Source organism: Sphingomonas sp. EC-HK361, from assembly GCF_902498785.1.
Classification (GTDB): Bacteria; Pseudomonadota; Alphaproteobacteria; order Sphingomonadales; family Sphingomonadaceae; genus Sphingomonas.
The window spans coordinates 147,716-162,226 of the sequence record NZ_LR701494.1; the positions used below are offsets into that span (position 1 = coordinate 147,716).

A 14,511-nucleotide genomic window follows, 5' to 3' on the forward strand; every position below is an offset into this window, starting at 1 on the left:
GATGAGTATCGCCTCCACGATCAAGGCCTTCACGCTCTGGGAGTTCCTCAAGGCGCACGCGCTGACCTTGAAGTATTTCTTCAAGCCCAAGGCGACGATCAACTATCCGTATGAGAAGAACCCGATCTCGCCGCGTTTTCGGGGTGAGCACGCGCTGCGTCGCTATCCGAACGGCGAGGAGCGGTGCATCGCGTGCAAGCTGTGCGAGGCGATCTGCCCCGCCCAGGCGATCACGATCGAGGCCGAGCCGCGCGACGACGGCAGCCGCCGCACGACCCGCTACGACATCGACATGACCAAGTGCATCTATTGCGGGCTGTGCGCCGAGGCGTGCCCGGTCGATGCAATCGTCGAGGGGCCGAACTTCGAGTTCGCGACCGAGACGCGCGAAGAGCTGATCTACGACAAGGCGAAACTGCTCGACAACGGCGACCGTTGGGAAAGCGCGATCGCGGCGAACCTTGCCGCCGATGCGGCGTATCGGTAATGGCGCGAACATTCGCTGATCGTGTTCCCGCGAAGGCGGGAACCCAGTCTCTTCTTTTGGGCTGGACCCCCGCCTGCGCGGGGGTGCTGGCATGCAACATGGACCGGCTCCCGGCATGATCCAGGCAATCGCCTTCTACCTCTTCGCGCTCGTCACGATCCTGTCGGGCGCGATGACGATCTCGTCGCGCAATCCGGTGCATTCGGTGCTGTGGCTGATCCTTGCCTTCTTCAACGCGGCCGGGCTGATGGTGCTTGTCGGCGCCGAGTTCATCGCCATGCTGCTGGTCATCGTCTATGTCGGGGCGGTCGCGGTGCTGTTCCTGTTCGTCGTGATGATGCTCGACATCGACTTCGCGGAGCTGCGTGCGGGGTTCGTGCGCTACGCTGGCATCGGCCTGGTTCTTGCCCTCGCGCTCGTCAGTGAAATCCTTATCGGTATCGGTGCGTGGAGCTCCGGAAAAATCGCGCTCGGCCGACGCGCCGCGCCGATCGATCCGTCAGTCGGCAACATCCGCGCGATCGGCGATCTGCTCTACACGCGCTATTTGTTCGTGTTCGAGGCGGCAGGCTTCGTGCTGCTGGTGGCGATGATCGGCGCGATCGTGCTGACCCACCGCCAGCGCGCGGGCGTTCGCCCACAGAACATCGCGCGTCAGGTCGCTCGGCGCCCGCAGGACGCGACGCGTAATATGAAGCCCCAGGTCGGGCAGGGGGTTTCGCTGTGAACGCGCAGATTGGGCTGATTCACTATCTCGTGGTGGCGGCGATCCTGTTCACCATGGGGGTGCTGGGCATCTTCCTGAACCGCAAGAACATCATCGTCATCCTGATGGCGATCGAGCTGATCCTGCTTGCGGTGAACATCAACCTCGTCGCCTTCTCGGCGGCGCTGGGTGACCTTGTCGGCCAGGTCTTCGCGATGTTCGTGCTGACCGTCGCGGCGGGCGAGGCTGCGATCGGGCTTGCCATCCTCGTCATCTTCTTCCGCGGCCGGGGCTCGATCTCGGTCGACGATCCCAGCCGGATGAAGGGATAAGTCCGCAGTGATCCTCTTCATCGCTTTCCTGCCGCTGCTGGCGGCGGCCGTCGCAGGGCTCGGCAACCGCGCGATCGGCAACGTGCCCGCCAAGGTCGTGACGACGGGCGCACTGTTCGCGTCGTGCCTGCTGTCATGGCCGATCTTCATCGGCTTTCTGAGCGGCGAGAATGCAGCGACCGTCACGCCGGTGTTCCAGTGGATGCAGTCCGGCACGTTCAATGCCGCATGGGCGCTGCGCGTCGATGCACTGACGTCGGTGATGCTCGTGGTCATCACGTCGGTCTCCGCGCTCGTCCATTTGTATAGCTGGGGCTATATGGAGGAGGATCCGGATCAGCCGCGGTTTTTCGCCTATCTGTCGCTGTTCACCTTCGCGATGCTGATGCTGGTCACCGCGGACAACCTCATCCAGATGTTCTTCGGCTGGGAGGGCGTGGGGCTCGCGAGCTACTTGCTGATCGGCTTCTGGTTCAAGAAGCCGTCGGCCAATGCCGCCGCGATCAAGGCGTTCGTCGTCAACCGGGTCGGTGACCTGGGCTTCATGCTCGGCATTTTCGGCACGTATCTGGTGTTCAACACCGTCTCGATCCCCGAGATTCTCGCGGCGGCGCCCGGCATGGCCGGTTCGACGATCGGTTTCCTCGGCCACCGTTTCGACACCATGACGGTGCTGTGCCTGCTGCTGTTCGTCGGTGCGATGGGCAAGTCGGCGCAGCTTGGGCTGCACACCTGGCTGCCCGACGCGATGGAGGGTCCGACCCCGGTGTCGGCGCTGATCCACGCAGCGACGATGGTGACCGCGGGGGTGTTCATGGTATGCCGCCTGTCGCCGATGTTCGAAACGTCGCCGACCGCGATGGGCTTCGTCACGTTCATCGGCGCCGCGACCTGCCTTTTCGCCGCCACGGTCGGCACGACGCAGACCGACATCAAGCGCGTCATCGCCTATTCGACCTGCTCGCAGCTCGGCTACATGTTCTTCGCAGCGGGCGTCGGCGCATACGGCGCGGCGATGTTCCACCTGTTCACGCACGCGTTCTTCAAGGCGCTGCTGTTTCTCGGTGCCGGCTCAGTGATCCATGCGATGCACCACGAGCAGGACATGCGTTTCTACGGCGGGCTGCGGAAGGAGATTCCGATCACCTTCTGGGCGATGCTGCTAGGCACGCTCGCGATCACCGGGGTTGGTATCTACGGCATCGGCGGCTTTGCCGGCTATCATTCGAAGGACGCCATCCTCGAGGCGTCGTTCGCAGCCGGGGGCGGTGGGCAGATGGCGTTCTTCGTCGGCGTGTTCGCGGCCCTGCTGACAAGCTTCTATTCGTGGCGGCTGATGTTCCTGACCTTCTGGGGCAAGCCGCGCTGGGCCGCGTCCGAGCACATCCAGCACGCGCTCCATGATGCGCATGGGCATGGTCATGACGAGGCGCATGGCCACGGCGATGCCGCGCACGAGGATGCCGGCCATGCGCCCTCCGCCCATGCGCGCGGCGCGGACGAAGTGCCGGCGGGCACGGGCGGCTATCACCCGCACGAAAGCCCGCTAACGATGCTGATCCCGCTGATCGTACTGTCGATCGGCGCGGTCGCGGCGGGCTATGTCTTCAACCGCTGGTTCATCGAGCCGACCGCGGGCGAGGAATTTTGGAAGGGCAGCGTCTTCTTCAACGAGCATCTGATGCACGCCATGCACGGCGTGCCGGTATGGGTGAAGCTGTCCGCGACGATCGTCATGCTGACCGGCTTCGTGGTCGCCTGGGCGAGCTATATCCGCAATCCGGAGTTCCCGGCGAAGTTCGCGGATACGTTCCAGCCGATCTACCGCCTGTTCCTCAACAAGTGGTATTTCGACGAGCTCTACAACTTCCTCTTCGTTCGCCCCGCCTTCGCGATCGGGCGGCTGCTCTGGCACAAGGGCGACGAAGGCACGATCGACCGGTTCGGGCCGAACGGCTCGGCCTGGGTCGTGCAGATGGGCGCGCGCGCCGCGGGCAAGCTTCAGACGGGATATGTCTATACCTATGCGTTCGTCATGCTGATCGGGCTTACCGCCGCGATCACCTGGGCCATTGCGGGTTGAGGGGCGGACGATGACCGGATTTCCCATCCTCTCGCTGATGCTCGCCGTCCCCGCGATTGCGGCGGTGGCGTGCCTGTTCCTGTCGGCCAGCACCGCGCGCTGGCTGGCGCTGGCGGCGACGCTCGTCGATCTGGCGCTCGGCGTCCTGCTCTGGGCCAATTACGATATCGGCGGCGCACAGTGGCAGTTCGTCGAATACGCGCCGCTGTTCGGCCGTTTCGGCTGGGCGCTGGGCATCGACGGCTTCGCGCTGATGCTTATCATGCTTTCGGTTTTCCTGATGCCGATCTGCATCGGCGCTAGCTGGCAGGCGATCGAGAAGCGGGTGCCGGAATATATGTCGGCCTTCCTGCTGACCGAGGTGCTGATGATCGGCACCTTCGCGGCGCAGGATCTGTTCCTGTTCTACATCTTCTTCGAAGCCGGCCTCATCCCGATGTATCTCATCATCGGCATCTGGGGCGGCGCGAACCGCATCTACGCGAGCTACAAGTTCTTCCTCTATACGCTGCTCGGCTCGGTCCTGATGTTCATCGCCATGCTCTACATGGCGATCGACGCGGGGACGACGAGCATCCCGGCGCTGATGGCGCATGACTTCCCGGCGCATGTGCAGACGTGGCTATGGCTTGCGTTCTTCGCGTCGTTCGCGGTGAAGATGCCGATGTGGCCGGTCCATACCTGGCTGCCCGACGCGCACGTCCAGGCGCCGACCGCGGGATCGGTGATCCTGGCGGGCGTGTTGCTGAAGCTTGGCGGATACGGCTTCCTGCGCTTCTCGCTGCCGATGTTCCCGGAAGCCTCGGCGCAACTCACCTGGCTCGTGTTCCTGCTGTCGGCGATCGCGGTGGTCTATACCAGCCTCGTCGCGCTGGTGCAGTCGGACATGAAGAAGCTCATCGCCTATTCCTCCGTCGCGCACATGGCGATCGTGACGATCGGCCTCTTCGCCTTCAACGCGCAGGGGATCGAGGGCGCGATGATGGTGATGCTCGGCCACGGCCTCGTTTCGGGTGCGCTTTTCCTGTGCGTCGGCGTGATTTATGACCGGCTGCACACCCGCGAAATCGCGCGCTACGGTGGTCTTGCGAACAATATGCCGCGCTACGCGGTGCTGTTCCTGCTGTTCACGATGGCGTCGGTGGGGCTGCCGGGGACAAGCAACTTCGTCGGCGAATTGCTGAGCCTCATGGGCACCTATCAGGTGTCCACCACGATCACGCTCGTCTGCACGACCGGGATCATCCTGGGCGCAGCCTATATGCTGTATCTCTATCGCCGCGTCGTCTTCGGCGAGATCAGGTCCGACGAGGTGCGCGCGATGCCCGATCTGTCGAGCCGCGAGCTCTGGCTGCTCGCACCGATCGCCGCCGTGGTGCTGTGGATGGGCGTGTATCCGGAGAGCTTTCTCGCGCCGATGCGCAAGGATACGCAGACGCTGCTGGCGCGGATCGAGCGGGCGAGGCCGGCCGGGGATTCGCGCCCGACCGAGGGCAAGGGCCTGGTGGCAGCCGCTCACGCTGACGTTTCGCGCGGGGGAGCGCACTGATGGATTATGCCGCCAATCTTGCGATGACGCTGCCCGAAGTGGTGCTGTCGCTCGGTGCGCTTGCATTGATGCTCGTCGCTGCATGGGGTGGGCAGGCTTCGACCCGCGCCGTGTCGTGGGCTTCGGTGGTCGTGCTCGCAGGCGCCGCCTTCGCGCTTCTCGGACCGGCCTCCACGGGCGGCCCGGCGTTTGACGGGCTGTACCGCGCCGACGCGTTCGCCGCGTTCGCCAAGGTCCTGATCTATATCGCCGCGGCGATCGGCATCGTCATGGCGCCCGGCTTCTTCCAGCGCACCTCGGGCGACGATCTGCGGCCGGAATATCCGGTGCTCATCCTGCTCTCGGCGGCAGGCATGGGGATCATGGTGTCGGCGGGCGACCTGCTGACGCTGTATGTCGGACTCGAGCTCCAGAGCCTTGCCGCCTATGTCCTCGCCAGCTTCATGCGCCGCGATACGCGGTCGGCAGAAGCGGGGCTGAAATATTTCGTGCTGGGCGCGCTCGCCAGCGGCATCCTGCTCTACGGCATCAGCTTCGTTTATGGCTTCACCGGCTCGACGATGTTCGATCAGATCGCGCAGGCCTATGCCGGCAACGCGGCGAGCGGAGCGAAATCGCTGGGGCTGATCTTCGGGTTGGTTTTCGTGTTCGCGGGGCTGGCGTTCAAGATTTCGGCCGTGCCGTTCCACATGTGGACCCCCGACGTCTACGAGGGCGCGCCGACGCCGGTCACGGCCTTCTTCGCGTCGGCCCCCAAGGTCGCGGCGATGGGGCTATCGGTGCGCGTCGCGATCGAGGCGATGGGGCCGGCGACCGACCAGTGGCGCCAGATCGTGATCTTCGCCGCGCTAGCGTCGATCATCCTCGGTGCGGTCGCGGCGATCGGTCAGACGAACATCAAGCGCCTGCTTGCCTACTCGTCGATCAACAATGTCGGCTTCGCGCTGATCGGTCTCGCCGCGGGCACCGCGGAGGGTGCGGCCGCTGTCCTGACTTACATGACGATCTACATCGCGATGACGCTCGGATCGTTCCTCGTCGTGCTCCAGATGCGCGGTGATGACGGTCAGCCGATCGAGACGATCGCGAGCCTGTCGGGCCTGTCGCGCACGCGGCCGGGGCTCGCGGCGGCGCTCGCGATCTTCATGTTCTCGCTCGCCGGCATCCCGCCGCTGTTCGGCTTCTACGCGAAGTTCGCGGTGTTCTACGCAGCCGTGCAGGCGGGGCTGTTCCCGCTCGCGGTTCTCGGCATCGCGGCGTCGGTCATCGGCGCCTATTATTACCTGCGCATCGTGAAGACGATGTATTTCGACGATCCGGCACCCGCCTATGCGCCTATGGACAACCGGGTCGAGGGCGGACTGATCGTGCTGAGCGCCGCGTTCGTCTCGCCGCTTGGCTATCTCGCGATTCCGGCGCTTACCGCATGGTCGATGGCTGCTGCGAAAGCCCTGTTCTGAGCGTCATTCGCACGGTTGCCGAGACGGGATCGACCAACGCCGATCTGATCGCGCTTGCCCGCAGCGGGGCCGAAGAGGGGCTGTGGCTGCGTGCGGAGCGACAGACCGCGGGGCGCGGACGGCAGGGGCGAGAATGGGTCTCCCCGCCTGGCAATCTTCATGCGAGCACGCTCGTGCGGTTGCGTCGCACCGATCCCGCCGCCGCATCGCTCGCCTTGGTAACGGCGGTCGCCGTCGCAGAGACGGCACGCGTTTATGTTCCTAAATCTGAGGCCGTGACGATCAAATGGCCCAACGATGTGCTGGTCGAGGGCGCGAAGGTGGCAGGTATCCTGCTGGAACGCGCCGATGACGCGGTTGTGGTCGGGACGGGGGTCAACCTCGTCGGCCATCCCGACTTGCCTGACCGGCCGACGACCGACCTCGGCGCGCATGGCAGTGCGGTGGAGGCGACTGCGTTCCTCGAAACGCTGGCCGAGACGTTTGCGCGCTGGCTTGCGCGCTGGCGTGGCGAAGGATTGGCGCCGGTTCGCCACCGATGGTTGGAGATGGCGCATCCGGTCGGCACCGCGCTCACCGCCCGGCTGCCCGATGGCGACGCGGTCGAGGGGTTGTTCGACGGTCTCGACAGCGACGGCGCGCTGGTCCTGCGCTTGGCGGATGGCACGCGGCGTGTCATTCACGCCGGCGACGTGTTCCTGGTCTGAGGGTCCCATGCTGCTCGCGATCGATGCCGGCAATACCAATGTCGTGTTCGCGCTCGTGGACGGGGAGCGCATCGCGGCGCGCTGGCGGATCGCGACCGACCCGCGCCGCACCGCAGACGAATATGCGGTGTGGCTGAGCCAGCTCCTGAGCCTCGAAGGTTTCGATCACAAATCGGTGAGCGCGGTCATCATCGCGACTGTCGTGCCGCGTGCGCTCCACAACCTGCAGGTTCTCGCCAGCAAATATTTCAGGACCGAGGCGCTGATCGCCGGTCGTCCACCGGTAGAGTGGGGCGTCGCGATCGATGTCGACGAACCGGCCTCGCTCGGCGCGGACCGTGCGGTCAACACGATCGCGGCGCACGCGCTGTATGAGGGCGACCTGATCGTCATCGACTTCGGCACCGCGACGACGTTCGACCTTTCCGACTATTCGGGCGCCTATAAGGGCGGAATCATCGCGCCGGGAATCAACCTCTCCCTCGACGCGCTGGTGAGCGCCGCCGCGAAGCTGCCGCGGATCGCGATCGAGGCGCCGGCAACGGACAGCGTCATCGGCCGCAACACCGTCGATCAGATGAACATCGGCATCTATTGGGGCTATATCGGCATGATCGAAGGCCTCGTTGCGCGGATGAAGGCCGAAGTCGGGCGCCCGGTGAAGGTCATCGCGACCGGGGGACTTGCGACATTGTTCGAACAGCACACCAATGTTTTCGACGCCATCGAGCCCGATCTCACGATACAGGGACTGGCGATGATGTGGCGGCGTGCCCATATGTGAAGCCAACGCGCTCGCGCCGAGACGGCCTGCGGGCGACCTGAATTTCTCTTTTTCGAAAGTTTTTACGTGACTCCCAAGAACGAGCTTTTGTTCTGCGCCCTCGGTGGATCGGGCGAGATCGGCATGAACGTCAATCTCTATGGCTGCCAGGGCAAGTGGGTGATGGTCGACTGCGGCATCACCTTTGCCGATCTGAACTATCCCGGCATCGACGTGATCCTGCCCGACCTCGCCTTTATCGAGGAGCGGATCGACGACCTGCTCGGCATCGTGCTCACGCATGGGCATGAGGACCATATCGGTGCGTTGCCCTATCTTGCCGAGGACCTGGGCGTGCCGCTGTTCGCGACGCCGTTCACCGCGGGCCTCATCCGCGGCAAGCTGGAAGAGGAGCGGATTGCGGACCGCGTGAAGCTCCATGTCATCGAACCCGGCAAGGGTTTCGATCTGGGGCCGTTCGGCTTCCAGTTCGTGCCGATGTCGCATTCGATTCCGGAAGCCAACGCCTTGCTGATCGACACGCCTGTCGGCCGGGTGTTTCACACCGGCGACTGGAAGCTGGATGCCGCCCCGCTGATCGGATCGCCGGCGACCGCGGAGCAGCTGACCGCGATCGGCGACGACGGCGTCGACGTGCTCGTCTGCGATTCGACCAATGTCTTCAACGCCGAGGCCTCCGGGTCCGAGGGCGAGGTGCGGCTGGGTCTGGCGCAGGCCGTTGCCAAGGCGCGTGGACGCGTGGTGGTCACGACCTTTGCCTCCAATGCCGCGCGCGTCGCGACGCTGGGCGAGGTTGCGAAGGAAACCGGGCGCAAGCTGTGCGTCACCGGGCGCTCGCTCGACCGGATCATCCGCGTCGCCAAGGCCTGCGGGTATCTGAAGCATTTTCCCGAGACGATCGACGCCGATACTGCGATGCGCCTGCCGCGCGACAAGGTGCTGATCGTTGCAACGGGCGGACAGGGCGAGGCACGCGCGGCGCTTGCCCGCATCGCCGAGGGTACCCATCCGATCGCACTGGACGCGGGGGATACGGTGATCTTCTCGTCCAAGCAGATTCCCGGCAACGAGGTGGCGATCGGGCGGATTCAGAACACCCTCGCCGGTCGCGGGGTGGAGATGGTGACCGAGCGGCAGGCGCACGTCCACGTCTCCGGCCATCCCGGCCGCCCCGAGCTTGCGGCGATGTATGGCTGGATCAAGCCCGACCTGCTGCTGCCAGTGCACGGCGAAATGCGCCACATGATGGAGCATGCGCGTTTCGGGCTGTCGCAGGGCATCCCGCAGGCACTGGTGCAGAAGGATGGCGATGTCGTTCGGTTGCTGCCGGGCGCGGCGGAGAAGATCGGCCATGTGCAGGTCGGGCGGCTGGTGCTCGACGGCGACGTGATCCTGCCCGCCGACGGCACCACGATCAACGAGCGACGCAAGGTCTCGCTGCACGGCCAGATTTCGGTTGCGGTAGCGGTGGGTCGTGACGGCCGGTTGAAGGGCGAGCCGGAGGTTCGGCTTCAGGGTGTGCCGGTCGAGGAGGATCGTCCTCCCTTCACCGCGGAGGCCGTGGCGGCCGCCGCGGAAGCGGCGCGGGGCGGGGGTCGCGACCGTGACAAGCTGCGCGAGGGTATCCGCCTGGCGGTGCGCCGCGTCGCGACGCGCTGGACGGGCAAGAAGCCGATCGTCGACGTGCTGCTGATCGAGGTCTGAGTCCGTGCGCTGGACGTCGATGCTCGCGATCTACTTCCTTATCTGGGCGTTTTCGGTCTTCCTCGTCCTTCCTTGGGGCGTGCGCACCACGCGCGAGGCGGGGGGCGAGGCCGTCCCCGGTCAGGCGGAGAGCGCGCCGCACGAGTTCGCGCTCGGGCGAATCGCGGTGCGGGTGACGATCGTCGCGACGGTGATCTTCGCCTTGTTCTACGCAAACTATGTGTTCGGGTGGATCACGACCGACATGCTCGACGTGTGGGATGTCGTTAACGCTGAGTGAGCCGAGGTTGCGCCGGCGTCGGTTTCGCGAGAAATTGGCCGCATGCCGCACGTAAGCATCACGCGATTGCGTATCCGGTCTTACCGTTTCATGCCGTCCTTCGCGGTGCTGACCTGGATGACGACGCGACAGGCGCGACGCGCCGACGGTTTCCTCGCCGGATCGCTTCTGCCCGACCGCGCGCGGACCTTCTGGACGATGACGCTATGGCGCAATTCCGCCAATATGAAGCGGTTCATCACCGACGGCGCCCACCGGAAGGCGATGCCGAAGCTGCTCGATTGGTGCGACGAGGCGAGCATCGTTCACTGGAACCAGGTCGAGAGCGTGCTGCCGGATTGGGTCGAAGCGGACCGGCGAATGCGCGCGCAAGGCCGCCCCTCCAAAGTTCGCCACCCGAGCGCGGCGCACCGCAATCTCAGCTATGCCGAGCCCCGCATGAGCCGCGCGGCGTCGATCTAGCGCAGTCGCTCGATCGCCTGCGCCAGCGCGACGTAGAGCTTGCCCATGTCCGACGAGAGCAGCGTCACGCCGAGCGGTGAGCCGTCGCGCTGGGCGAGGATCGTGCGCAGCATCGACTCAAAGTCGTGGATGTAGCGGTTGACCTGGTCGCGGAATGACGCGTCGTCGTCGTAGAGCCGCGCGATGTCGCGCTGTTCGTTGGCGTCGAGCAGGCGCACGGCCCGTCTCGTGAAGACCCCGCGGTCGCCCTTCAGATAGGCCGCCCAGGCGCTGTCGGCGACTTCGGGGCCGAAGGTGCGGGTGATGTCGATCGCGGCGGAGTTCATCGCCTCGATGAGGAGCGAGGCGCGGCGGGCGAAGCTGTCGCGGTCGGCATCCTCACGCCGCGCTATATCGGCCTCGATCCGGGTTTCGACGATCGCGGTCGCATCGGCGATGGCCTGGATCTGGCGTTCGAGCCGTTCGGAGGCGCGGCTGGCGGCGCCGACCGCGGCTTCGGCGACGTCGGCGATCGCCTTCACCTGAACCTCGACGCCTGATTCGGTCGCACGGCGCATCGCGTCGCCGCTGGCGGCTTCCAGCGCTTCGGCGGCTTCGGGGATGACGGTGGCGAGCGTCTCGCGCGCGCGTTCGGCCGCGGCACTTGCGGTGTCGCGGACTCGCAGCAGCGCGTCGAGCAGGCGCGGCGCGGCCTCGTCGGCGAAGCGGTTGGCCTGGCCGATCGTCTCCTCGACCATGATGCCGAGCGCATCGGCCTTCGCGCGGCCGGAATTGAGCGTTTCGAGCAGGGTACCCGAGAGTTGATCCACCGTGCGGCGCTGGTCGGCGATGACCTGCGCGACGGCTTCGATCGCGTCGTGGGTACTCTCCGCCGCGGTCACGAGCGCCATGAGTTCGGGCTTTGCCGCGCCGACGACCGAGCGGCTGGCGTGGATGCGCTGGTCGAGCCGGTCGAGCGCGTCCGGCAGCGTCTCGTCGATCTCGCGCGCCGAGGCGTCGAGCGCGATGAGGAGCGATTCCGCCGTCCCGATCGCGCGCGTCGCCATCGTATCGCCTGCCTTCAGCGCCTCCGTCATCGCATCGGCCGATCCACCGAGCGCGCTGATCGAGGCGGCGAGCATCTGCGAGCGTTCAACGCCCTGGGTGTGGAGCGTATCGAGCTGGCCGTGAACACCGGCAAGCCCCGATTCGAGCTGGCCGACGATCGCGTCACCCGATCGGCGCTGAACCTCCAGCCTTTGTGCGATGCGGTCGATAAGGGCTTCGACTCCCGCGATCCGCTCGGCGAGCGCTTCGGCGCTGCCCCGCGCGGCCGAATCGAGCGCGGCCTGATTGGCACCGACCATCGCGAGCATCGCATCACCCTGCGCGGCGATGCCCTTGCGCGATTCGTCCACTGCCTGTGCGGTGCGATCGAGCAGCTGATCGACCGCCGCGGCCATTTCCGCCGTCACCGATTCGAGGCGGGTGCTCGCAGTCTCGCTCGTCGCTTCCATGCGCGCGATGTGTGCGGCGAGCTTCTGCGCGGCGCCGCCAGCGACCACTTCGGCCTCGCGGCCGCGATCGGCGAGCGCCACGACCTGCGCATCGAGCGCCGACGCGTGACGACTGACCGACAGAGCCGAGTCGTCGAGCATCTGGCCGAGCGCCTCCGCCTCCGCCTGGACGCGTGGCATGGTGGAGAGGAGGACCGACAGCTGGTTGTGCGCGACCGTAGCGGACTGATCGAGCGACCGGGCATTGATATCGGCCTGGTCGATCTCTTCCGACAGGTTGCGGCCGATCGCGGCGAGGCGCTGTGTCGCGCTGTCACCGATCGCGGTCAGCGCGCGGATCTGGTCGGCCAGGGCATCGCGGTTGGCGGCAATCGTCTGCGACAGCGCGGCGACGCGTTGCTCGAGGCTGTCTGCCTCCGCTCGCATGGCGCGCGCGGTCTTGCCGAATCGCTGCGCTTCCGCCGTGCTGGAGCGTAGCGCTACGAGCCATACGATGCCGGCCAGCATGGGCACCACACACAGCGCGGCGATGAACTGGGCAAGCGCGGGGGCTGGCATGGTGGGCAGGGCAGCGCGAGCGAGCCACAGCATCCCTCCGACCCAGGCCAGCGAAACGATCGCGAGCGCGACAGGACCGACAATGCGCCACGGCGATGACGGCTTGTCCTCCCATTCGCCATCCGACCAGACCTGGTCGACATCGATCGACGCAGGATGAGCGTCCACGACATGCGTCTCAGCCGGCTCCACATCTGCGTGTGGCGCCCGATCCACGGCATCGCCGTGAATCCCGATGATCGATGATCCCCCGTTCATGCCCCATCCTATCACGTTTCCACGTGACCGAAAGCTTCGTGGGCGAAACCATCCCTTAAGTCTGTCGCATTATTGTGGCGGGTGATGGCGTATGATCCCGGACAGATCGATGCGGCGCTGGCCGCGGCAGTGGGCGACGAACCCGGACTGATCGCGGAGCTGCGGCTCGCGTTCCTCGAAGGTGCGCAGGCGCATGTCGCGGCCCTGGACGCGGCGCGCGATGGCGAGGCATGGCGTGCGGCGGCCTATCGGCTGCGCGGGCTTGCCGCGAGCTTCGGTGCGGTTCGCCTGATGGCGCTTGCCGGCGAAGCGAGCGAAGCCCGGTTCGGCGACGTCGAAATGGTCCGCAAGCTGCAGCGCGCGGTCGCGCGGCTGTAAACACCTGCAAGACCAGCACGGTCTTTGCTTTGCGGGCGCCACCCCCTAACAGCTTGGCGCATGATCGCTGGCTTGCTGTTCGCTACCCATGATGCCGAGGACCGGGCCGGCGCGCTGACGGCCACGCTGCCGTTCGGCGGCGTGACCCTGATCGAATATCAGGCGCGGTTGCTGATGCAGGCCGGGGCGGGGCAGATCATCGTCGTCGTGTCGCGTTTGATGCCGGAATTGCTTGGGGCGATCGCGCGGATCGGCAAGCGGGGGGTGACGGTGGATACCGTCCGCTCGGCGGCGGAAGCGGCGGCGAAGGTCCATCCGCTGTCGCGCGTGCTGGTGCTGGCCGACGGGCTGGTGACGACCGAAGCCGTCGTCGCGCCGCTGGCGCGCGAGGGCGCCGACACGCTGCTGGTGATCGACGAAGCAGAGGCGCCTGCGGGGTTCGAGCGGGTCGGCGGGCGCGCGGCCTGGGCTGGTGTCGCGCGGCTCGACCCGCAGCGCCTGAGCGAGGTCGCGACGCTGCCGCGCGATTACGATATCCAGTCCGCACTGCTGCGCGTCGCCGCGCAGGCCCGCGCACAGCATCTGCTGCTCACCGACCGCGAGCTGAAGCAGGGGCACGGCATAGAGCACCGGGCGGCAGCGCTCGATCTGCGCGGCGACGCGGTGATGGCGTCCGCGCTGTCGGGCCGGCGCGCTTGGTTCGACCGGTGGATCGTCGCTCCGCTCGCGAGGCTCGTGATGCCGCGGCTGACGCGCGGCGCGGTGCCGACGGTGCCCGTCGCGGTCGGTGGAGCGCTTCTGGCGGTGTTCGGCGTCGTGGCGATCGGCTGGGGGCATGGCGGGATCGGCGTTCTGCTGATGCTGGCGGGGACAATCGCCGCGGCGATCGCCGCGGCGCTCGCGTGGTTGCGTGACGAGCTGCATCTCGGCCGCGCGCTGGCGATCGGGGTGATGGTGCTCCCGGCGGCGGGGTTGCTGCTGTATGGGCGGGCGGTCGACCGGCTGAGCGGCGAAGTCAGCGGCGGGCTGCTCGCGCTGTTCGCGGTCATGGCGGCGGGGCTCGCCGAGCGCGCAGCGGACGAGCACCACCGGCGGCGCTGGTGGGGCACCGCGCCCGGTTATCTGGCGCTGCTTCTCCCCTTTGCGATCGTCGGTTGGCCGATGACCGGGCTCAGCGCGGTGGCGCTCTATGCCAGCGCGACGCTGGCGCACGCGATCGAGACGCTGCGCCGGCACGCTTAGCGCCCCTTTAACGACATTGCGGCTA

At 66.5% G+C, this 14,511-nt stretch carries 14 protein-coding genes; 13 read left to right on the forward strand and 1 reads right to left on the reverse strand.

What is annotated here, in order from left to right:
* Nucleotide 1: 1 nt before the first annotated feature.
* The 11 genes from nuoI (at nt 2) to BOS5A_RS07910 (ending at nt 10,554) form a co-directional block, all read left to right on the forward strand.
* A complete protein-coding gene (nuoI, locus tag BOS5A_RS07860) occupies nt 2-487 on the forward strand; it encodes an NADH-quinone oxidoreductase subunit NuoI (protein ID WP_151954684.1) in 486 nt (161 codons plus the stop codon).
* Between the two features lie 115 nt (nt 488-602).
* Nucleotides 603-1,214 carry an NADH-quinone oxidoreductase subunit J gene (locus BOS5A_RS07865; protein WP_151954685.1) on the forward strand — a complete coding sequence of 204 codons (612 nt, stop codon included), beginning with the start codon at nt 603-605 and terminating at the stop codon, nt 1,212-1,214.
* 8 nt (nt 1,215-1,222) lie between these two features.
* On the forward strand, nt 1,223-1,525 hold the full coding sequence (nuoK, locus tag BOS5A_RS07870; protein ID WP_151955901.1) for an NADH-quinone oxidoreductase subunit NuoK: 303 nt from the start codon (nt 1,223-1,225) through the stop codon (nt 1,523-1,525).
* A 7-nt stretch (nt 1,526-1,532) separates the two neighbouring features.
* Entirely contained in the window at nt 1,533-3,608 is a 2,076-nt protein-coding gene (gene nuoL / locus BOS5A_RS07875) for an NADH-quinone oxidoreductase subunit L (protein ID WP_151954686.1), read from the forward strand.
* 10 nt (nt 3,609-3,618) lie between these two features.
* Nucleotides 3,619-5,157, forward strand: coding sequence for an NADH-quinone oxidoreductase subunit M (locus BOS5A_RS07880; protein WP_151954687.1), 1,539 nt, complete (start codon nt 3,619-3,621; stop codon nt 5,155-5,157).
* On the forward strand, nt 5,157-6,617 hold the full coding sequence (gene nuoN / locus BOS5A_RS07885) for an NADH-quinone oxidoreductase subunit NuoN (RefSeq protein ID WP_151954688.1): 1,461 nt from the start codon (nt 5,157-5,159) through the stop codon (nt 6,615-6,617). Before BOS5A_RS07880 ends, nuoN begins: the two co-directional genes overlap by 1 nt.
* Nucleotides 6,584-7,324 (forward strand): biotin--[acetyl-CoA-carboxylase] ligase, encoded by a 741-nt coding sequence (locus tag BOS5A_RS07890; RefSeq protein WP_151954689.1) that lies wholly within the window; start codon nt 6,584-6,586, stop codon nt 7,322-7,324. Before nuoN ends, BOS5A_RS07890 begins: the two co-directional genes overlap by 34 nt.
* Nucleotides 7,325-7,331: 7 nt before the next feature.
* Nucleotides 7,332-8,108: a type III pantothenate kinase gene (locus BOS5A_RS07895; protein WP_151954690.1), complete on the forward strand. Its 777-nt coding sequence runs from the start codon at nt 7,332-7,334 to the stop codon at nt 8,106-8,108.
* A 66-nt stretch (nt 8,109-8,174) separates the two neighbouring features.
* Entirely contained in the window at nt 8,175-9,812 is a 1,638-nt protein-coding gene (locus tag BOS5A_RS07900; RefSeq protein WP_151954691.1) for a ribonuclease J, read from the forward strand.
* A 4-nt stretch (nt 9,813-9,816) separates the two neighbouring features.
* Nucleotides 9,817-10,092, forward strand: coding sequence for a DUF1467 family protein (locus tag BOS5A_RS07905; RefSeq protein ID WP_151954692.1), 276 nt, complete (start codon nt 9,817-9,819; stop codon nt 10,090-10,092).
* A 90-nt stretch (nt 10,093-10,182) separates the two neighbouring features.
* Complete coding sequence (locus tag BOS5A_RS07910) at nt 10,183-10,554, forward strand: DUF3291 domain-containing protein (RefSeq protein WP_199857291.1); 372 nt, start codon at nt 10,183-10,185, stop codon at nt 10,552-10,554.
* On the opposite strand, the gene BOS5A_RS07915 is transcribed toward BOS5A_RS07910, so the two are convergent.
* The gene (locus BOS5A_RS07915) at nt 10,551-12,866 is read right to left on the reverse strand and encodes a hypothetical protein (RefSeq protein ID WP_234419269.1); all 2,316 of its coding nucleotides are present in this window, start codon (nt 12,864-12,866) and stop codon (nt 10,551-10,553) included. The two genes, BOS5A_RS07910 and BOS5A_RS07915, sit on opposite strands and share 4 nt — an antisense overlap.
* Before the next feature lie 84 nt (nt 12,867-12,950).
* Here BOS5A_RS07915 and BOS5A_RS07920 point away from each other — a divergent pair, with 84 nt between their 5' ends.
* Nucleotides 12,951-13,244, forward strand: coding sequence for an Hpt domain-containing protein (locus BOS5A_RS07920; RefSeq protein WP_151954694.1), 294 nt, complete (start codon nt 12,951-12,953; stop codon nt 13,242-13,244).
* A gap of 60 nt (nt 13,245-13,304) precedes the next feature.
* Nucleotides 13,305-14,486, forward strand: coding sequence for a hypothetical protein (locus tag BOS5A_RS07925; protein ID WP_151954695.1), 1,182 nt, complete (start codon nt 13,305-13,307; stop codon nt 14,484-14,486).
* The last annotated feature ends 25 nt before the right edge of the window (nt 14,487-14,511 follow it).

Excerpts from the sequence above, each read along its gene's own strand:
- nuoI (WP_151954684.1), top strand. The coding sequence starts at position 2 with ATGAGTATCGCCTCCACGATCAAGGCCTTCACGCTCTGGGAGTTCCTC.
- BOS5A_RS07865 (WP_151954685.1), top strand. The coding sequence starts at position 603 with ATGATCCAGGCAATCGCCTTCTACCTCTTCGCGCTCGTCACGATCCTG.
- BOS5A_RS07880 (WP_151954687.1), top strand. The coding sequence starts at position 3,619 with ATGACCGGATTTCCCATCCTCTCGCTGATGCTCGCCGTCCCCGCGATT.
- nuoN (WP_151954688.1), top strand. The coding sequence starts at position 5,157 with ATGGATTATGCCGCCAATCTTGCGATGACGCTGCCCGAAGTGGTGCTG.
- BOS5A_RS07890 (WP_151954689.1), top strand. The coding sequence starts at position 6,584 with ATGGTCGATGGCTGCTGCGAAAGCCCTGTTCTGAGCGTCATTCGCACG.
- BOS5A_RS07895 (WP_151954690.1), top strand. The coding sequence starts at position 7,332 with ATGCTGCTCGCGATCGATGCCGGCAATACCAATGTCGTGTTCGCGCTC.
- BOS5A_RS07910 (WP_199857291.1), top strand. The coding sequence starts at position 10,183 with ATGCCGTCCTTCGCGGTGCTGACCTGGATGACGACGCGACAGGCGCGA.
- BOS5A_RS07915 (WP_234419269.1), bottom strand. The coding sequence starts at position 12,866 with ATGAACGGGGGATCATCGATCATCGGGATTCACGGCGATGCCGTGGAT.
- BOS5A_RS07920 (WP_151954694.1), top strand. The coding sequence starts at position 12,951 with ATGGCGTATGATCCCGGACAGATCGATGCGGCGCTGGCCGCGGCAGTG.
- BOS5A_RS07925 (WP_151954695.1), top strand. The coding sequence starts at position 13,305 with ATGATCGCTGGCTTGCTGTTCGCTACCCATGATGCCGAGGACCGGGCC.